At 41.5% G+C, this 19,877-nt stretch carries 19 protein-coding genes; 7 read left to right on the top strand and 12 right to left on the bottom strand.

From position 1 onward, the window contains the following. Positions 1-17: 17 nt before the first annotated feature. Both fni and HC643_RS04005 read right to left on the bottom strand, forming a co-directional pair. Complete coding sequence (gene fni, locus HC643_RS04010) at positions 18-1,073, bottom strand: type 2 isopentenyl-diphosphate Delta-isomerase (RefSeq protein ID WP_038075462.1); 1,056 nt, start codon at positions 1,071-1,073, stop codon at positions 18-20. A gap of 841 nt (positions 1,074-1,914) precedes the next feature. Further along, positions 1,915-2,073, bottom strand: a complete 159-nt coding sequence (locus HC643_RS04005) for a hypothetical protein (protein ID WP_167844619.1) — start codon at positions 2,071-2,073, stop codon at positions 1,915-1,917. Positions 2,074-2,256: 183 nt separating this feature from the next. On the opposite strand from HC643_RS04005, the gene HC643_RS04000 reads away from it, so the two are divergent. Then, on the top strand, positions 2,257-2,925 hold the full coding sequence (locus HC643_RS04000; protein WP_038075465.1) for a hypothetical protein: 669 nt from the start codon (positions 2,257-2,259) through the stop codon (positions 2,923-2,925). Between the two features lie 16 nt (positions 2,926-2,941). After that, positions 2,942-4,249, top strand: a complete 1,308-nt coding sequence (locus tag HC643_RS03995) for a hypothetical protein (protein WP_038075467.1) — start codon at positions 2,942-2,944, stop codon at positions 4,247-4,249. A 39-nt stretch (positions 4,250-4,288) separates the two neighbouring features. Here HC643_RS03995 and HC643_RS03990 read toward each other — a convergent pair whose 3' ends face one another. Beyond that, positions 4,289-5,413, bottom strand: a complete 1,125-nt coding sequence (locus HC643_RS03990; RefSeq protein ID WP_237265828.1) for a glycosyltransferase — start codon at positions 5,411-5,413, stop codon at positions 4,289-4,291. A gap of 113 nt (positions 5,414-5,526) precedes the next feature. On the opposite strand from HC643_RS03990, the gene HC643_RS03985 reads away from it, so the two are divergent. Continuing rightward, a complete protein-coding gene (locus tag HC643_RS03985; RefSeq protein ID WP_038075470.1) occupies positions 5,527-6,828 on the top strand; it encodes a cation:proton antiporter in 1,302 nt (433 codons plus the stop codon). A gap of 71 nt (positions 6,829-6,899) precedes the next feature. Here the strand turns inward: HC643_RS03985 and HC643_RS03980 are convergent, their stop codons facing one another. The 3 genes from HC643_RS03980 to crtO all read right to left on the bottom strand — a co-directional run bounded on the left by HC643_RS03980 (position 6,900) and on the right by crtO (position 10,395). Then, a complete protein-coding gene (locus tag HC643_RS03980) occupies positions 6,900-7,268 on the bottom strand; it encodes a hypothetical protein (RefSeq protein WP_137986236.1) in 369 nt (122 codons plus the stop codon). Positions 7,269-7,477: 209 nt separating this feature from the next. Beyond that, positions 7,478-8,575, bottom strand: coding sequence for a saccharopine dehydrogenase family protein (locus HC643_RS03975; protein ID WP_038075476.1), 1,098 nt, complete (start codon positions 8,573-8,575; stop codon positions 7,478-7,480). A gap of 125 nt (positions 8,576-8,700) precedes the next feature. Next, a complete protein-coding gene (crtO, locus tag HC643_RS03970) occupies positions 8,701-10,395 on the bottom strand; it encodes a beta-carotene ketolase CrtO (RefSeq protein WP_038075634.1) in 1,695 nt (564 codons plus the stop codon). Positions 10,396-10,634: 239 nt separating this feature from the next. On the opposite strand from crtO, the gene HC643_RS03965 reads away from it, so the two are divergent. After that, complete coding sequence (locus HC643_RS03965) at positions 10,635-11,231, top strand: hypothetical protein (protein WP_038075479.1); 597 nt, start codon at positions 10,635-10,637, stop codon at positions 11,229-11,231. Here HC643_RS03965 and HC643_RS03960 read toward each other — a convergent pair. The 3 genes from HC643_RS03960 to lipB all read right to left on the bottom strand — a co-directional run bounded on the left by HC643_RS03960 (position 11,228) and on the right by lipB (position 13,816). Beyond that, positions 11,228-12,616 carry an MATE family efflux transporter gene (locus HC643_RS03960; protein ID WP_038075482.1) on the bottom strand — a complete coding sequence of 463 codons (1,389 nt, stop codon included), beginning with the start codon at positions 12,614-12,616 and terminating at the stop codon, positions 11,228-11,230. The two genes, HC643_RS03965 and HC643_RS03960, sit on opposite strands and share 4 nt — an antisense overlap. Positions 12,617-12,754: 138 nt before the next feature. Beyond that, complete coding sequence (locus tag HC643_RS03955; protein ID WP_167844574.1) at positions 12,755-12,976, bottom strand: hypothetical protein; 222 nt, start codon at positions 12,974-12,976, stop codon at positions 12,755-12,757. Between the two features lie 228 nt (positions 12,977-13,204). Then, complete coding sequence (gene lipB / locus HC643_RS03950; RefSeq protein ID WP_202048583.1) at positions 13,205-13,816, bottom strand: lipoyl(octanoyl) transferase LipB; 612 nt, start codon at positions 13,814-13,816, stop codon at positions 13,205-13,207. 589 nt (positions 13,817-14,405) lie between these two features. On the opposite strand from lipB, the gene hpf reads away from it, so the two are divergent. After that, a complete protein-coding gene (gene hpf / locus HC643_RS03945; RefSeq protein WP_038075648.1) occupies positions 14,406-15,059 on the top strand; it encodes a ribosome hibernation-promoting factor, HPF/YfiA family in 654 nt (217 codons plus the stop codon). Positions 15,060-15,111: 52 nt separating this feature from the next. Here hpf and HC643_RS03940 read toward each other — a convergent pair whose 3' ends face one another. Next, complete coding sequence (locus HC643_RS03940; protein ID WP_038075488.1) at positions 15,112-15,570, bottom strand: peroxiredoxin; 459 nt, start codon at positions 15,568-15,570, stop codon at positions 15,112-15,114. A 217-nt stretch (positions 15,571-15,787) separates the two neighbouring features. On the opposite strand from HC643_RS03940, the gene HC643_RS03935 reads away from it, so the two are divergent. Continuing rightward, complete coding sequence (locus HC643_RS03935; RefSeq protein ID WP_038075490.1) at positions 15,788-16,921, top strand: acyltransferase family protein; 1,134 nt, start codon at positions 15,788-15,790, stop codon at positions 16,919-16,921. A 36-nt stretch (positions 16,922-16,957) separates the two neighbouring features. After that, on the top strand, positions 16,958-17,770 hold the full coding sequence (locus tag HC643_RS03930) for a DUF1838 domain-containing protein (RefSeq protein ID WP_038075494.1): 813 nt from the start codon (positions 16,958-16,960) through the stop codon (positions 17,768-17,770). A gap of 25 nt (positions 17,771-17,795) precedes the next feature. Here the strand turns inward: HC643_RS03930 and HC643_RS03925 are convergent, their stop codons facing one another. Both HC643_RS03925 and HC643_RS03920 read right to left on the bottom strand, forming a co-directional pair. After that, positions 17,796-18,401 (bottom strand): YdcF family protein, encoded by a 606-nt coding sequence (locus tag HC643_RS03925; RefSeq protein WP_038075496.1) that lies wholly within the window; start codon positions 18,399-18,401, stop codon positions 17,796-17,798. 54 nt (positions 18,402-18,455) lie between these two features. Further along, positions 18,456-19,502 carry a VOC family protein gene (locus HC643_RS03920; RefSeq protein ID WP_408019931.1) on the bottom strand — a complete coding sequence of 349 codons (1,047 nt, stop codon included), beginning with the start codon at positions 19,500-19,502 and terminating at the stop codon, positions 18,456-18,458. Positions 19,503-19,877 lie beyond the last annotated feature (375 nt).

Genomic DNA, 19,877 nt, shown 5'->3' with positions numbered 1-19,877 from the left:
TGTCATCGAGCACTTCTCTAGACTGATTTTATGCGTTGTAAACATTTGGAACGCCTTAGTTCATCTAGTGTAGCGTTGCCAGTACAAAATAGCACTGTTATAATTTCAGCAATCAATACGTCTGCTAGTTCTCGAACAAGCGCGTCAGAAGCAGCTGCTGCTTGTAGGAAAGGCATAGCCAATCCTGCTATATCTGCCCCTAAAGCGAGTGCTTTTGCTACATCCAATCCATTACGCAATCCTCCCGAAGCAATTAAAGGAACATGAGGTGCCATCGCACGAATACTGGTAATACATTCTGCAGTAGGCAAACCCCAATCGGCAAACGTACTTCCCAGGCGTCGCTGTAAAGCATTTTCCGCCCGTTCGCTTTCCACTTTTGCCCAAGAAGTTCCTCCAGCACCCGCTACATCAATTGCTTTGACCCCAGCCGCAAGGAGCTTTTGTGCCATGGTATCTGAGATCCCGTTCCCAACTTCCTTTGCAATCACCGGTACGGGCAACTGAACACATAATTTATTGATTTTGTCAATTAATCCTTTGAAATTTTTATCACCTCTGGGTTGGATGCACTCCTGTAAGGGGTTGAGGTGCAAAATCAAGGCATCAGCTTCTAAAATATCAATTATCTTTTTACATTCATCCAAACCGTAATTGTAGTTGAGTTGGACTGCTCCCAAATTAGCTAACAGCAGGATATCAGGAGCATATTTCCGAACTGCAAAAGTCTCAGCAACTTGAGGTTTTTCCACCGCTACTCGTTGGGAACCTACGCCCATTGCGAATTTATAGTGCTGGGCAACCTCCGCAAGGCGACGGTTTATGACTCCCGCCTGTTCGGTTCCTCCAGTCATTGAAGAAATCAGTAGGGGCGCACCAAGTTGTTTGCCTAAAAACTTTGTTCCAATCTCAATTTCGTCAATATCTATTTCTGGTAAACAACAATGAGTGAAGCGGTAGTTTTCCAATCCATGAGTCGTTTGATAAAACTGAACATCTTGTTCCAGGCAAATACGGATGTGATCTGCTTTGCGAGACTGTGTTGCTGCGGAAGTGATTTTTTGAGAGTTCACGAGCGGTGTAACTTATGGCTATGACTGCACTCTCATTGTCTCAGTCTTATTCCCGAACTGCCAAAAGATTACCCGATTTAATCATCAAAAACTAGCAAACCTACTTGCAATATTTAACGAACTACTATATTGTTTTATCTTGTTCGACTCTAAAGCGCATGAGGTCAAATCAGCATCATTGATGCCTTAAAAGCTAGTAAAATAAAATTTACTTAAGAGGGTGCTAGCATTGTAAATGTGTTCTCAATCGCTCGAGCTAGTTAAGCATCATCAGGGGGAAAGGGTAAGACAATACAATTTGTCCAAACCTAAGGTCAAGTAATCTGTTAAACGGCATCAACAACGGGTGCGAGCACGCTAGGCTAGAGAGATTACGTTGTCCGCACAAGCATCTTTGCTCAAGTATTGAATAAGGAAAGGGAAAAATCTCTATGGCTGCATTGAGGTCTAAATTTTGTTCGCCAGAAAATTCGCTAGCGGTAGAATATAGTGCTTTTTGAGTCAGTGGAATACACCGAACATTAAAGAACCGCAGATGTACGCTGATGGATGCAAATAAATATGTGCTTCACTCAAATGAAAACTGCTATAGCAAGCTACTTGTTGGATAAGTTTTGATAATTGTCAGTTCCCCACAGCAAAGCTCAGCTGTTGGAGCTGATATAGCTTAAATATTTGATGTAGCGCCAATTTTCTAGTTTTGAGCAAAAGTACTATTCCCGTTTCTATAGTTACAGCAGTTTTCAAGTCATTGAACTACACCATGTTCTTTTGGTCAGAGTGAAGGTGCGTACATTCTAAAGAAGGCGGGTGAGGAAGCCTACCCCATAAGGTCGGTTATTCATCTGAAAATGACTCTAGAATAGCGGTTTGTGTTTTTGGTTATCTCAAAATGGCGATCGTCGTGAAAGACTTCGCCACAGATCTCTATTGCCACCCACACACCAATGTTGTAAGCAACCCACACCTTATTAGTTACAAATATTGTCAACCAATCCATAAAAAGGATGGATATTCATATGCATTTTAAAAAAGCGAGACTGACCCTAAAGGGGAGCCAGTGCGGTCTTGGGGTCTCCCCAAAAGGAGTATCTGGCGTGCTTCGGCTTCCTCCCACGCCTGAAGGACGGACGTGCCTTCCTAAGTCAGTCACATCCTCGTGGGTTTCTGCCTTGGGGGTTCTATGAATGTTAGTCTTTCTTGGATTAGCAAGTTTTTTCTGTCTGTGTCTGCATGTGTGAGTCTGTCTCACTTTGCAACAGCACAACAGGCTCCAACCAATCCCCAACAAAGAACACAGACAACACTACAGAAGATTTGTTCTTTTGATACTGTACGTGAATTACTACCGCCCGCAAGTGAAAAAAGTAAATCATTACTTTCTTACCTCGCACAGCAAGGTTTTATACAGACTCAAGATGGTTCTTGGGTCTGTTACGTTAGCGATCCACAAAAATCAGGGCGCTATTACACTCTTTTTAAGGTTCAACAGATTGAGAAAAAACTTGTAGCAAGTTCTTTTTTAGAAAACGATCGCATGATTGAGGAACAAGACAGCCGCAGTTTGGATTTTTTTCTCATGCTCATCCAAAATCACACAAGCGCAACTTCCAAGAACTTACTTGACATACGAGAATACATCAAAACCTTTATTACACTCATCAAGCAAGGGAAGATAAAACCTTCAGAACGGGGCTATCTCTTTAATCAACCCAGTCGTGCGTTCGTTTTTTACAACCGTCTTAATGAGGGAAATGTGAAGGGGACCGCCATTACGATTAACCTTGACAAACCCCAGAACTTAAGTTCTTCTCCAGTGTTTTTAGAGCATAGAGATTTGAAGAAACCCTAGTTGATGGAGGTGGATCTTGTTAAAGCCATTGGCGAAGAAAATTACAATTACATTTTCTTGTTTTGCATCCGTACTCATTCCTACTCAGGAAGCATTTGGTCAGTTAAATCTTGGTCGCTATGGAGTCCAACGGGGACTGGAAACGAATTATCTTCAATACCAGATTTCAGGGCAAAAATTGAGCCAAATGCGAGGTATTCCCGGATGTGCGATCGGGTACGGTCTCAACTGTAACAAAACTGCAGCAGTCATTGAAGAATTATTAGAGGCTAGAAACGGACCGAGTTATCAAGACCTATTGGTAAAAGCCGCTGGAGGAGAAGAAAATCTCCGGAAATTTGCTGCCTTTTACAACAATAATCCCAATTTGGATCGAATGCCGTATGCTTCATTTTGGCAAGATGACAGCCCCCTAGTAGTAGATGGATATCGGTATCTTCTGGGAGGGACGGTGAAACAAGCTCCTGTCTCGGGTTTGGGACTGGTCACTAAAAATTTTTATTGGACACCATTGCAGGGATCTGGTGACTCACTTGACCTTCGCAGTGGATTGCTGAACTTGAAGTATTCTTTTGGACGCTTGCTATATGAGGAAATGGCAAAAATCCCTAATATCGAGCAGCAAATTCATTCTTTAAATTTGCCGCAAGATATGACCAAATTTTATTTGGAGAAAATTGCTATAGCAAAACAAGCATTAAGCACTAGCGATAGCCGGCTGCTGAAAGATAGCATTCTCAATGTTCTCTCCATACCATTTGATACAGAAGGTACGCAATTTGGACGCCCAAATATTGGAATTCCTTCAGAGTTGGACCAACTGACTGGTGAGGGTCTCTCTCCGGATGTGTTTGTAGGGCTCAATCCAGTTTTCTTATCCCCAGATGCGATCGCTGTTGATGTTCCTTCTACAATTCCAGAAAGTCCAAGCCCAGAAAATATAGTTCCAGACAGTGCTGTTGTCCAACAAGGTTCTGGTAACTCCTTAAGAGGCTGGTTAATTGGGGGTGGCGGGCTTGTTTTATTACTGCTTCTTTTATCTTTAGGTGGTGGAGGTGGAGATAGAGATCGCGCTTTTGGTCAACCACCCTTAACTGTAGGAACAACAACACCGGATACTGTTCCGCCAACAACTCCTAGTGGGTGCGGTTTACCTGGTGACTCCAATCAAGCGATCGAGATTCCTTGTACTCCAAGTGTGATTTACCCACCAGGAGATAAGGTCGAAAGAATTCCGGAGTCATCAGCAATCTCGCCTTATTTGTTGCTGTTGATTGTCTTGTTTTTAAGTTCTCGTGTTTGTAGGAAACAAGTGCGGTGGTAGTTAGTGGTTAATAGTTAGTAGGGGCGCGGTATTGCGCCTTTACTCTTTTGGTTGTGGAATATACAATCGAGGAACTTGGGGCTTTTCTATCAACTCACACCACAGACGCTCATAACTGTTGACCATGCGCTCAACAGTAAACTGACGCCGTGCTATATCTTGTCCCCGCCGACCAAATCGCAACCGTAATTGGCAGTCTTCTTTTAAATGCTGCAATGCAGCAGCAAGACCTTCAACATCATCTTGATCCACAAGTAACCCGGTTTCGCCATGGGTGACGGCTTCTGGAATACTGCCCACACGCGTTGCAACTACAGGAAGGGCTGCAAGCATTGCTTCAACAATTGCTAGTGGAAAACCTTCAGATCTTGAGGGCATGGCAAAGATGTCAAATTGTAGTAACCAATCGCGAGGATTATCTACCCATCCTGGCAAATCAACGCGATCGCTTATTCCCAAATCCACTGCAAGCTTTTCTAGATCTGTACGTTGTCCACCTTCGCCTAGAATCACTACCCGAACTCCTTCAATTTGAGCAATAGCTCTGAGTAAGATATCGTGACCCTTCATCGCATCTAGCCGACCCGTGCAACCAATAACTATTTTTTGCCCCGAAAACCCCAATCTCTCATCTTCTTTATTTGAGAGATTGGGTTGTTGTATCATGTCCGGAACGCAATTAGGGATAGAAATTACGGTACGACGACCCAACGCATAAAAGTCCTCCATGCGTCTTGCACTTGCTTCACCCACTGCCACATGAGCGTCAACTCGCAGTGATAGCGCCCTTGTACGCCATAGCTTAATTGCATCAGTTGTTCGTAGTGGCAGTTGATCGACACGCACGACACGAGCATTTGGCAATGTTAAAGCGGCGAAAAGACCAATGGCACATTCCCAAGGAGTACAAATATTGATATGTACTATATCTGGTTGCAAGCGATGCAGTGCTTGAAGGTGTGCTGTTAGAGAATGAATCCCTTTCGCAGGTAATACCACTTGAGATACTTGCGGATTCTTGCTTGCAATAGCATCAATGACTAACTGACTGGTACCCATTGCAGTTACGTGAAAATCTGCTGACACGTTAGTAACTAGGTGTTTGAGGCTGATTTCCGCACCTCCAATTCCAGCTGAATCAGTATAAGTAACTACACGTATCATTATTTTTAGGTTGTATAAAGTCTTTATGACAAATCTATCGCAAGGTGATTAAGAAATAAAAGCGATTGCTATTAGACTTTCATTGCAACTCCCTAGTTTTTATATAAGTTTCTATGATAGATGTTTATATTATCAATCTATTTATTATAGGTCTATTGTTGCTAGTTGTTACCTTACTATCTGGCTGGATTTCACGCTTACCTCTTTCTTTTGCTCTGATTTATCTTTTAGTTGGTATTCTTCTCGGTCCTTATGGCTTTAAACTCATTCAATTACGCCGGGAAGGAGTTTTCAATGCCGAATTGTTAGAAAGAATAACAGAATTTGTTGTTATTGTCTCTGTATTTAGTTGTGGATTAAAAATTCTCCGTCCGCTAAAAATAGGGGCTTGGAATATTACAGTACGGCTCATTGGATTTTTAATGCCATTTTCTATTTTTGGGCTTGCTGTTGTTGGAAAAATGTTCCTAGGTCTGGATTGGGGAGAGGCAATTTTACTAGGAGCTATTCTTGCCCCAACTGACCCGGTATTGGCTTCAGAGGTGCAATTAACTGATGTCGATGACCAAGATGAGTTACGTTTTGGTTTAACATCAGAAGGTGGTTTAAATGATGCTCTTGCTTTTCCTTTTGTTTATTTTGGAATTTATTCGTTAAAAGATAAGAATTGGGACAACTGGTTTAAACAATGGGTTGCTATTGATTTAGTGTGGGCGATCGCTGCTGGCATAGGTATGGGTATTCTCGTCGCTAAAGTTATAGTTTGGATTGATAAAAAAATTCAGCGACGACGCCCTGCTGATTCATTAATGGAAGATTTTATTGCTTTGGGGACAATTTTACTGACATACTCACTAACAGAATTCGTTAATGGTTATGGTTTTCTTGCAGTATTTGTTGCTGGTTTAGTTTTTCAAAGAAGTTATAAAAAATCGGAAAAATCACTTGCACAATTGGAATTTGTAGAACGGTTGGAAAAGCTTTTAGAAATTGGAACTATTTTAATTTTGGGTTCAATTTTGTTATTTAAACCAATGCTAACTTATGCTACCCAATCTTTATTAGTGATAGCTTTACTGTTCTTTGTTATTCGACCAGTGGGTGCATGGATAAGCACAATTGGTCAACCATCAGGACACAGGCATTATAGAAGTATGCACCCAGGAACTCGTTGGTTACTTGGCTGGTTTGGTATTCGAGGTGTAGGCTCTTTATACTATCTTGCCTACGCATATGGGAATGGTTTGAAAAACGGTCTTGGCGAGCAAATCGGTTGGATTGTTTACACTACGATAGTCGTGTCCGCGCTCGTGCATGGCATTAGTTCTACTCCACTGATGAATTGGTACGAGCGCAATCTTTCTCCCAAAAATAGCAATGCCTCACCCCCAGCTACGGTGAAGGAATTTGAATAAGGGGATGAGGGAGAAGGAATTATCAATGACGACAAATCATTAATTCCCAATCTCCTATCCCCAAGCGATGTTTATTTGGTTGTAACGCGATCGACTAATTCTTTGGCTTGTTCGAGGAGATTGGAATTCTGGTTTTGTTGTTCTTCAGCTTTTAAATTTCTTTCGTAAGTCTTTTCTACAGTTTGTGGCTTGTTAGAGTCTTCGACAGCCTGTTCGTAAGCTTTTTGTCGATCTTCTTCTCGCAGCCCAGTTGCTTCGCTGTATTCATATGCGCGGTCAATTTTTTCTTCTGGTGTGAGTTGATTGGCACGAGATGTTATGGCATAGCTAGGCTGCTGAGTAAAAAAAAATAAACCCGATGCGCTGATAAGAAGCATCAACCCTAAAACAACAATGCTTTGACGTAATGCTTTATTGAAGATAGCTAAAAATCTTTGCATATAATTGCCTCCTAATTGTATGTTGTAGGTTTGAATTTTCTGAGTGTATGCATAATTATTTATACACACTCTAATACACACACGAATATTACGTGTCTGAATGCTACTTTGACTTCTACCAAAAGAAAGGTTATTTTATTTTGGATTTTAGCTTGATAGTTGGAGACTAAAAAACCTAGCGTGTAACCTGCTGTAAATTCAAACTTTATTTAGGAGCGCAACCATTCATGATGAATTTTGACGTCTCGGCTTTGCATGGCTTGTTCAAATAGTTTAGTTGGTAATGCTTCTTCTACTGGTGTAACACCGGGTTTTTTTAGTTTCCCATCCAATAGCATTTGAGCAATACTACCCGTACCAAAACCAGAAGCAACTGCTGTGTTTTCATGTACTAGAGTAGAGCAAAAAACAGCGTCTTTTCCATCTCTTTGCCCGGTAATTTCTGACCGAACTGCTACACCGATACCGCTAAAGCGATTCGTGACATCCGTCATAAAGTGACTGACATGAGCTAAAAATTCAATTGCACTTCGCTGCTGCATGACCCATTTGGGAAAAATATGAGCAGCTATCCATGTCATGTGATTGTAAAAATCAGGAACGGAGCCAAATTTGGTGATAACGGTTTTGACAGATGGATAAGCATGAGGCAGTGTATAGGTTTCTGGCATATCAAACCAATAAATTCCACTACGACCGTATGGTTTTGGAAAATCAATGTTTTCGCGATCGCTGTAAGGTTCGACTAACTTCCAATCACCATCGATCCAAGCTTCAAAAGGTTTTTGCAAGCCCAAAAAGGTTGTTCGCATTACGGTGATTCCAGCACCACCGGAACCAGAGACTAAGTAACTTAAATGAATTTTTTCTGGCTTCTCTAATTGTTCAACGCCCTGACGTACCATGCTGTTAGAAATTCCGGGGAAGATGCCTGTATTAATTATTGCTGTCACTCCCGCTTTGACAGCTGCATCATGGTACTCTAGAGCTTTTTTGGTGAAAGAACGGTGATCGCTAACATCAGCGTAGTCAACGCCTTCTTCAATACAAATTTTAAGAACGTTAGCGTCTCTATAATGAAACGGACCCGCACAGTGGATAACTATATTAGAAGATGCGATCGCCTTCCTAAGTCTATCCACATCTGCCAAATCTAAAACCAAATAATGAACTCGCGGATTGGGGCTTTCATTATCTGGGGTACGTCCAGTAATAGTAACTTCTGCCTGTGTATGAGTGAGAATATCTCGAGCAACGCTACTGCCAATCCGTCCGCGTCCTCCAAGAATCAAAACCCGATCTGTCATTGCTCCAGTATTATCCACAGCATTTTCATTACATCAACCTTTCGCTATCTTTGTCATCGGTATTGAGTATGAGCTATACGGAATAAGGGAGAGAAGAAAAAATTTCCTCTCATCCGTTATCTCTCCTATTCTCGACTAAAGACAGATGCCATAGTAGATTTTATCGATTCTCCTGCATCTTTCAATGTTTGTGCTATTGGATGTCGGTCGTGCAAGAAAATACGCGCACAGTTACGCCCCGGTAATCCTGAAATAGAACCACCTGGATGGGTTCCTGCTCCAGTTAGATATAAATTCTCAATTGGAGTCTTATAATTTGCTATTTCTGGCAGAGGTCGGAAACACAACATTTGTTCCAAAGTCATGTCTAGGTGGTAATAATTTCCTTTGTAAAATCCCAAGCGTTGTGAGAGATCGGCAGGGCTTTCCACATGACGGGCAATAATGGAATGTTTGAGATTGGGGGAATACTCTGCTAGTTTTTCAATGACCCTGTCAGCAACTTTATTTTTCAGTTCATCAGTCCAACCAGTACCCTTTAACCCCGTGCCTTCTGCACCTGAAATTTGATAAGGAGCAAAAAACTCAATCCATGCTGTATGCTTTCCTGGAGGTGCCATTGATGGATCGCGTCCGGTGGGCATGACTAAATACATGGATGGGTCTTCATCGGGAATCTTTCCTTGGGTACAATCACTATGAGCTTTCTCAACATGGTTTACAGAATCTGCAATTAAGATAGAGCCGATTAAATACTCATCCCTGTGTTCGTGACGTTCAAATCGCAGTGGTTCATTTAAAGCCAAGTCAATTTTGAGGATGCTTTCGTTGTTGTCAACAATCCGGCGAGCTAGTCTTTCTCGTAAATTTGGGTCGGCGCTATCTACATCGCTAGCTTCTATATGTTGTAAAAACAAGCGTTTGGCATCAATATTTGAGATCACTCCTTTATTGGCTCGGTATTCTTTGCCACCTGCGACTCTGACACCAACTGCTTGACCGTTATCAACTAAAACTTTTTCCACTCTTTGGTCGGTGAGGATAACACCACCTTGACTTTTGACTAAATTTACTAAAGCCTCTGTTAATGCCCCGGTACCGCCACGGGGTCGTGCTTGACCTGGATGGTGACGCATGACCATCATCATCGCTCCGAAGGACATTGCTTTTTGGGAAGGGGGTGAACTCAGTTCGGCAGATAGTCGGGCAAGAGGTGCTTTGAGAAATTCGGAATCAAAATACTCATTAATATTGTCTTGGGGGCTAGAAAGCATTGTACGAAGCAAATCTAGCGTTTCATTGGGACCTCCTAAGAGAGAAAACAAGTCTTGCAGTTTTTTCAAGTCGTAATTTCCCAAAAGGTCAACTATAGATTTGGGTGGTGCATTGAAGTAGGGCGTGACGGTACTAATGAATCGTTGCCAATAATTGACATATTCGCTATATTTCTTGGCATCGCGATCGCTCCAACGGGCAATTTCCGCACAAGTCTTTTCAACTGATTTGTGGGCCAAGAAATACTTGCCATCTGGATGGGGACAAAAAACAACCGGGTCACACCAAAGGTATTCCAAACCGTATTTATGTAGTTCTAATTCTTGGATAACTGGTCCGAGGAAAATAAATAAGTGGTCGATAGCGCAAGGGTTGAATTTAAAGCCGGGCGCTTCTTTGGCTAAAAGTTCTTCAGTTGTGGAACCGCCACCGGGAATAGAACGAGCTTCTAAAAGCAAAACGCTGTAACCAGCTTTAAGTAAGTATGCGGCACAGACCAAACCATTATGCCCTGCACCGATAATAACTACATCATACGTTTCCATAACTGTAACTTTGACTAGGAGTGTTTCTTCCCAGATATTAGAAAGCAAGTCAGAAATATAACTCTTTCCCCAGTTTTGAGTGCAACCAACCTTAAGGCAGAGAATTTTAAACAACTTTTATATATGGGAAAACTGCGACAAAGTGGAGTTAACATACCAGGGTAAGGGGTAACCCTCAGTGCTGCTCTCCATCCCACAAAATGGGATAATTTATTTTTTGCTCCCTTAAGTGTTAATTTATGCCTTACAGTCAAATTACTCTCAGGCAACTTGTTGAAGAATTTAACTTAACGTTAGAAGAAAAGACCAGACTGTTCCCAAACATAGAGTTGGTATCGTCTACTGAGTTATTATCTATGACGTTGCAGGAGACGTTACCTTTGGCCACAGCAATTAACAGCGAAAAAGCTCGTGCGGAACTCATTATTGCTCCGGTATTGCTGGAAGTCAAACGAAAATTAAATTCTCAAATTGGACTATTTTCTGGGAATGACTTTACAGTCGATTCATCACGCGGCTTAAATGGTTCTCCAGATTTCTTAATTACGCGGAGTCCAGAGCAATATTATATTAGCGCACCAGTCATGACAATAGTTGAAGCCAAAAACGAGAATATTAATCTTGGCTTAGGTCAATGTGGTGCTGAAATGTTAGCAGCACAGATATTTAATGAGAGAGAAAATTCTCCAGTGGCTGCTATTTACGGTTGTGTTACAACTGGCATATTGTGGAAATTTTTGCGGTTACAACATCAAACTTTGTTCATTGATTTAATAGAAATACCAATTGAACCAGTAGAACGATTGTTGGGTATTTTTTTACATATTCTTTCCTAATTGATAAATTGACCGATTTTAATTTGCTGCTGTATCTCAATCGTGCTAAACCGCCACGTTAAAATGATTGCTGCTGAAGCAAGACCAATGACAAATCCCCACCACAAGCCAACGCCACCAAATCCCAACAACAACCCAAGTGTGTAACCGCAAGTTAAGCCAATACCCCAATAAGCCAAAGCACCTATCAGAAGGGGAATCCGAGTGTCCTTTAATCCTCGGAGCGCACCAGCCGCAGCTACTTGAATGCCATCTGCAATTTGGAACATTGCTGCTACTCCCAAAAGTTGCTTTGCCAAACTGACAACAGCTGCATTCTTAGAATCAGTGGTGTCAATATAAAGCGCTACGATTCTCTCTGGCACTACCCAGAACAATATGCCCATAACTGCCATAAATGCTGCAGCCATACCAATACCCACAAATCCTGCGAGTCGCGCCCCTTGAGAATTTTCTTGACCCACGAGTTGCCCAACTCTCACAGTTGTTGCTATTGAAAGTCCAAGTGGAATCATAAAGGTAAGAATTGCTGTCTGAAAAGCAATTTGATGGGCTGCTAGTGTCACTGTTCCCAATTGTCCCATCAAAAAAGTGACGCAAGTGAAAAATCCTCCTTCCACTCCAGCCAATACCCCGATGGGTATACCGACTCGCACCAATTCCCAAAAGACTTTGCTTTCAAATTGATGCACTTTAGAAAAGGCATGGTAGATTCGCAGTTGAGGGTGGTTGAGGATGTACACTGCCAAAGCAGCAAACATTGCCCAAAAGGAAAAGGCACTTGCATAACCAATTCCAGCTAAACCTAAGGCAGGAAATCCATATTTACCAAACATTAAAATATAGTTTCCTACAATATTGATCGACGTACCACATATAACGATCGCAATCACGGGACGGGGTTTTGATAGGGCTGAGACAAAACTTCTCAGCACGGCAAAGCCCAGCCCAGGAAGATAACCCCATGCGATCGCCTTCAAATACTCTTCTGCTAATGCAACAGTTTTAGGTTCTTGTCCGAACAGGAGCAGTAAAGTTCCACCATTCCAGATGAGCATTGTTGTTGGAACAGCTAAGATGAGTGATAGCAACAAACCTTGTCGTACTACCCGACTCACTTGCTCTGCTCGTCCGGCTCCGTAGGCTTCTGCAACAAGCGGGCTCACTGAGGAAACAATTCCAGAACCGATATACATTAATATGTGAAATATAGATGCTCCCAATGCCCCTGCTGCAATAATTTGGCTTCCCAGACTGCCCATCATAACCGTATCGACAAACGTTGTCGCTCCTTGAGATAGCTGGGCTCCAGCTAAGGGAATTGCTAGAACCAGACACTCTTTAATTTCTGTGATGACCCTGGATTTTGATACTCTGTAACTCATGGGAACTACGAAAATTAAACGATCGCTCGTTCTCCTTAGAAATCGTACTGATAATCAGTACGATTTGGAAAGACGGAGTTACATTGTAGCTTAATACTACATTCAAGAGCAAAGCTTCCAATTACCTTCTGCCGTTCTTCAAAGGTACTCGCGAAGAAAATCAAACGGATCGTCTTCCCAACAAGGTTCTGGGATGAGAAACAGCAATGTTTTATTAATCTCGGCCTCAATTTCATCAATATCTTCTCTATGAAAGAGATCTCTAAGAGCTTTCCAGTCACGTTTTTTGAGAGCAATCAATGGTGAGGCGTGTAATCCTAGATTGGCATGATGAAAACTGGTATCTGAACTAGGAGACACAAATTTTTGGGTAACTATCCTTTCGTTTTGCAAAAATAATTTTTTTGATAAAGGTTTAAAAATGGGCTTTTGCACTGTTTATCTATATATAATAATGTATAGCAATCCTAAATCATTTGCAAAAATTTGGATTGCTAATAGCTAATGGCTAATAGCTAATGGTCAAAAAGCAATTAGCTATTAGCAGTCTTCACTCTTATTCTTATATTTTATTTAGGACTGTTTTATCTATTGTACATCTATCATCTCAACATTAAAGACATTGGCGAAATTCTTTGCCACTTGAGAGCGCACCTCAGAACAAGTTATATTGGGAAGCCATTGGGCTAGGCTCCCCACAGGTTTATCAGCAATACCACAGGGGACAATACGCTGAAATCCTGTTAAATCGGGACAAACATTTAATGAAAAACCGTGCATGGTAATCCAACGGCTGACTTTAATGCCGATCGCTGCTACTTTTCGTCCTTCAAGCCACACTCCAGTCAATCCCGGACTGCGTTCCCCTGCCAACCCGTAGGCTTCTAATGTAATTATTATTACTTCTTCTAGTTGTCGCAGATACCAGTGAAGGTCTTTACAATAATAATGCAAATTTAAAATTGGATACCCAACCAGTTGTCCGGGACAGTGGTAGGTCACTTCACCACCTCTTTCAACTCGATGAACTTCATATTGGCTCGCGATCGGGTCGAACTTCAGGAATTCAGGATTTGCTCCTTGCCCTAAAGTATAAACGGGTGGGTGTTCCAGTAATATCAGCACGTCATCTAAATCAAAGTTGTTAATGCGTTCCATTTGCAGTTGACGCTGCCATCTCAGTACTTCTATGTAAGGCATTACTTCTTGGTTATATAATAAACATCGGCGTTGTCGCGAAAACATACTACGGCTCACCTAAAAAATCAAGTACTGGGAAAATAAAATGTATTGCATATTACCAATTAGATTGCAAAAATTGTCAAGCTATGCAAAGGATTTTAAAGGAAAATCACGGGAATTGGTTTTCCAGAATACAAGATGCTAGTTTTGATATATTAACCTCAATGGTGTTGGGAGGAATTCTCTGTAGTAACCGTCACGCCAAAACATATAGTTAAGAATGAACACGGGTGATGACGCCTAAGCGATGGACAGCATAAAATAGAAGAAAGCTGTAAAAACCGTTTTTTTCTTAAAAGGCAATCAGCCACTGAAGAAGCTCAATCTACGATGTCTGCACCAATTCCAATTGCCTTTCAATCAGTTGGAAATACGGGGAAGTGTTGTAGGTGATTTTGAGCTAGGAAATTTCTGAAAATTCGTCTTCAGTTGGCATCGGGTAGGTGTCAAACCAGTACTACTTGTTTTGGCGACAGTGTTAGACCTTACCGCAATTCCTTTTCATCCAAACCAATATTTACATACAGCATTGAGCGGGAGAGTTTACATGAAGCTTGTCATCCACGGCAAAAATATTGAAATTACCGAAGCGATTAGGGATTACGTGCATCAAAAGATTGAAAAGGCGGTAAATCATTTTCAAAACATCACAAACGAAGTGGATGTGCATTTAAGCGTGGCTCGCAACCCAAGAATTAGTCCAAAGCAATCGGCTGAAGTCACTATTTACGCAAATGGTAATGTCATCCGTGCAGAGGAAAACAGCGAGAACTTGTACGCTAGCATAGATTTAGTAGCTGATAAAATAGCTCGTCAACTGCGTAAATACAAAGAACGACGTCACGAAAAGAAAACCCATGCTCAAACGACTATTGATGGAGTGATTCAAGAAACTGTTGTAAAAGATTTAATAGGCGATCGCACTCCCGAACTACCAGAAGAAGTAGTGCGGTGTAAATATTTTTCTATGCCACCTATGACTGTTGCAGAAGCTTTAGATCAACTGCAATCAGTGGGTCACGATTTTTATATGTTCCGTAATGCAGATACTGGAGAGATCAACGTTGTTTACGAACGCAATCATGGTGGTTTCGGAGTGATCCAACCGCGCAATAATAACGGTCATACAAACGGTCATACAAACGGTAAAAACGGCAAAACAGCCCACGTTGTTATTTCTGAAAAATCTTATCAGAAGTAGTGAGTAATGAGTGGTGAGTGGTTAGTAGAAACAACTCACCACTCATTACTCACTAAACTGCAATTCTTTGCAGTGTTTTCAGTGCTTCTTCGACATGTCCAGTAAAATTAAACATGGAGTCGAAAACATATTGTACGATTCCTTCTTTGTCAATGACGTAAGTCACGCGACCTGGAAATAAACCAAAAGCTGCGGTTGCACCGTAAGACTTGCGAGTTTGGTCACCTTTATCGCTTAGGAGGGTAAAGGGTAGTTGATATTTTGCAGCAAATTTTTGGTGAGATTCGGGTGAGTCACCGCTCACGCCAACAACCTCTGCACCTGCATTTTGAAAAACTTCATACTGGTCGCGAAAAGCACAGGATTCAGCTGTGCATCCTGGCGTGTCATCTTTAGGATAAAAATACAAGACAACAGCTTTTTTGCCACGAAAATCTCTAAGGCTGACGGCTGTACCGTTTTGAGAAGGTAACGTAAAGTCGGGGGCGGTGTCGCCTACTTGAATTGGCATAGGTAGTTGGAATTTAAAATTAGAATTCGGTCAGTTGGCGCAGACACTTATAACTGGTTTCTAGTTGGGCTTTAGCGTTAAAACTCAACTAGGAATCCAATATAGTAATTTTACACTTCGTTACATAGTTTTGTTTTTTGTTGTCAATCTATTTAATTAGTCTTGATTAGTCATAGGAGGCAGAGTAGTTTAGAATATCTTTTGCCATATTCTGTCTATGCGTTTGACGTCTCTTGATGTTTTTCGGGGCATCACTATTGCTGGCATGATACTTGTCAACATGGCAAGCCTTGCCGAACCTAATGTTTACGCACCGTTACTCCACGCTCAGTGGCATGGTTGCACCCCAACAGATCTGGTCTTTCCTTTCTTTTTGTTTATTGTTGGTGTGGCAATGGCTTTCTCTTTGTCAAAGTACACTGAGAAAAATAAACCAAATGCATCTGTTTACGGGCGTATTTTGCGTCGTGCTGCTATTTTGTTCGCTTTAGGATTGTTCCTGAACGGCTTTTGGAATAAAGGGGTTTGGACATTTGATTTCAGTACTATCCGTATCATGGGAGTGCTGCAACGTATCAGTTTATCGTACCTACTTGCCTCTGTTGCTGTCCTCAATTTACCTCGTAGAGGACAGTGGATACTAGCTGGAGTTTTACTTGTTGGCTACTGGTTGACAATGATGTACGTCCCCGTTCCCGGTTATGGAGCTGGAGTGCTAACACGCGACGGGAATTTCAGCGCTTACATAGATCGTTTAATCATTCCTGCAGCACATTTATATAAAGGTGATGGTTTTAATAACTTAGGCGATCCAGAGGGTCTTTTCAGCACGATACCTGCCGTTGTTAGTGTCCTTATCGGTTACTTTACCGGGCAATGGATACGAAATAAAAAAGACATTTATTCTGAAACCAGTATGGATTTAGTTCTGTTTGGATTGATCTGCCTGGTTGTAGGTGGAATTTGGGATTTAGCATTTCCTCTCAATAAAAAGCTGTGGACTAGTTCCTACGTAATTTTTACTAGTGGTTGGGCGTTATTATTACTTGCAGCTTGTTACGAATTGATTGAAGTGCGACGGATACGGCGTTGGAGCAGACCTTTTGAAGTGATGGGATTAAACGCTATTTCCATCTTTGTTGCTTCTATACTGTTAATTAAAATCTTAGTAAAAACCAAAATTGGTGATGGAGAGAAGGCGCTAAGCACTTACGAGTGGATTTATCAAAATCTTTTTGTCTCTTGGACAGGTACAGTCAATGGTTCTTTTTTGTTTGCTATTGTGACTGTTCTGTTATGGTTGGGAGTTGCTTGCGTTATGTATCGACAACGCTGGTTTGTTAAGGTGTAGAATTATAGGACTAGCCGTCTTTTCGCGGGTTAATAAATGGTTGCTGAAATCAAAGAATTTGATGCCCAGCACTGGGTAAAAACTCGTTCATCTCTCAATCCCAATGAATCTACCTTTCTTACTTGGAAGGGAAACATTTATGCCTTCATTCCAGGAGAGAAGAAAAAACTTTTATTTAAAATGGTGGGTATGAGTGTCAGTAGATGCATACCCACAGGAGAAGGTAGTTGGGATTTTACCTCTCGCGAATTAACTTATTACCTTAATCCAGAAACTGGTGAAGTTTTGCATAAATGGGATAATCCCTGGACAGGTGAAACTATTTCGGTCATGCATGTTGCCAATAATCCAGTGCAAGGTCATTTCAAAGGTAAGTTTCCCGCACCTGTTGAGGGAGACCGTACAACTTTCGTGTTTGATATTTTTCCTGTCTACCCCAACCCACTAGGAGGAACCCCTAAATTTGCAGCTTATAGTCCGTATACAACCTATCAAGCAGCGGAGTTGTTTAAATTAACAGTGCCAACTGTAGATTTATTAAATCCCGAAGTTGCATCTGTTACCGAACTGAGGCTAAGTTGGGATAGAATTGGTCAGTGGCTTCCTTGGATGAAGATGGGTGCTAGCCCCGGTCATCTTATTTATAGTGCGTATGGCAGCAAAGTGGATGGCTTTAGAGGATTGCCACAGTTGCTTCAAAATGAAATTGATGAACGCGTTCCTTTGTATAGGAATGCGCCCAAAGCTTTTATGGATGGGGAAGATATGACTTCTTGGCTTTACTTTCAAAAGCACTTTGATGCCTATCTGGCTGGAGAAAGGTTTCCATTACCAGTGACTGATGACTAGCGATCGGCATTATACGCGTAATCGGTCAAAATTTCAACACAAGGTAGACAAAGTAAAAGTACGTCTCCCGCATCAAAAACTCAAATTGGCTTTTGAAACTGCGATAGCGGGTAGTGGGTGTGGGGGATGGATGTGCTTCCATTCCCATATCTTGCGCCATTAGCACTGCTCGTTTGAGATGCAAGGGGTCACTGACAATCAAAAATTTTCTCAATTTCTTCTTGGAAGCGACTTCTCGAGCATTTTTCAAGTTTTGATGGGTTGTGTGAGATTCAGTTTCAATAAGAATATCGGCTTCTTTGACTCCCCTTTCTACCGCATAGTGTTTACCAACGATCGCTTCAGCAAGTGCTTTTTCCGCACCAACTCCTCCAGTAAAGATAATGGTACGAACAGTTCCTCTCTTATAAAGATTGATGGCGTGATTAATTCTTTCGCGAAACACTGGAGATGGTTGTTCTCCCCAAACTGCTGCTCCCAAGACTATTGCTGCATCGGCTTTAATAGCACCCTTGGGATTGCCATAAATGTAAATACTAAAAGCTGTTGTTGCAAACACAAATAGGGTTGCAGACGCAATACCAAGCAACACCAGGGCTAGCCAGTATTTTTTAGGTTGATAACTGGGCATTGTGAGAATTCCCGGATTTCAAATTAATAACTTTGTTTAACCTTTGTAACAATTTTATGAGGATTCTAACAATGTCCAAAAGTATCCATCTGGCGAAACAAAGGAAAAACTCATTTCCTCAAACTCATTGGCAACTATAGTTGTATATTTTTGTACTGGGCTTGCTTTAATGCGATCGCAGTACGCATCGAGCCCTTTGACTTGATAAGTATACAAACACATTCCCAAAGACCCTGGTTGTGCAAATTCAAACCGGGAATCTAATGTAACAGAATCGGGAAAGCGAATGATGTAAAGTCTACCAGAACGAGCAGCAGACAAGTCTGTTGTTGAAGAACGGGGATCGTCAAAAGCTGTGACGTAAAACTTCTCCTTTGGTTGGAGGTCAAAAATTTCTCGTCCTGCTAAGGAAGATTCATAACTGGTCTCCACATCATCACGTACTCGCAGCAGACCCAAAACCTCATCGTAAAATTTTAAAGTTTCTTTAGTATCGTCTTGAATCACCAGACCCATGTGGGTAAATTGGCTGGTTTTCAAAGCGGAACTTTCGTTAATCGCTCCATAATTTGGTACGGTGTAACCAAACCTCTCAAATAAAACCTGCCGCATGAGAGGTTGCAGCATCAGCATTTCTCGCACACCAATAGCAGGTTCAATAAAAGGACGGCTTTTTCTCTCTTTGTTGTAAATGATTTCCCAACGAGGGTAGGTGTACCAAATAGGCCAACCTGCTGCTTTTGCATCCTCTATATGATTTAAAATATTAAGTACATCAGCAGTTAGGGTAGTAGCCCAACGATTTCCCTTAACTTTCATTGACCCCATCTTCAATCCTTCATTTGTGGGGTTTTGCCAAATCATAAGACGGATCAACCCGTGATCTGTGTTTTGATGATACAGGCGAACTGAGCGCAAGCTTGAGTTGACACCATAAAGTTGGTAAGCCCGTTCTGCTGGTAATTCCCCTTGTTGACCAACACGATAGCCAAATTGCTCCCAATACTGAATGGCAGAAATCGGTTCTTGAATGCCAATACAGACTTCGTAGATACCTTGAATAGTAGTTTGTCGATCCTGAGCTATATTAGGGGAAAACATAAAATTTCTATCTAGTTGAGCAACGTTATTTTTAACCCGACTTTCGCCCTCTGGCAAGATTTTATATATTGTATTATGACCGCTTTGAATAAATTTTAGAAAAATTCTGTTGAAATAGGCTGAAAATTTGTATTATTCTAGAAAAAGTGTCTAGTAACAAGCTAAGATCTAATTTTAAGCAATTTGTTAAGAAAAAACTTTGCTATCTCTAGTTATCCAGGGTGAACGTACAAAACAATACGATTAACGCAGTCAAAAATATGGATCGACTCCCTTGTCCAAGACAGTTACCTCTGGATTTCAGTATATATATCCTTATAACAGAAAAAAATCTTTCTCTTCCTCATTCATATGGAGGTTAAGCTTCACGCGTTT

It is taken from the genome of Tolypothrix bouteillei VB521301, from assembly GCF_000760695.4.
GTDB classification, from domain to species: domain Bacteria; phylum Cyanobacteriota; class Cyanobacteriia; order Cyanobacteriales; family Nostocaceae; genus Scytonema; species Scytonema bouteillei_A.
Note: the sequence above shows the minus strand (reverse complement) of the source record. Positions and strands in the feature narration are given on the sequence as shown.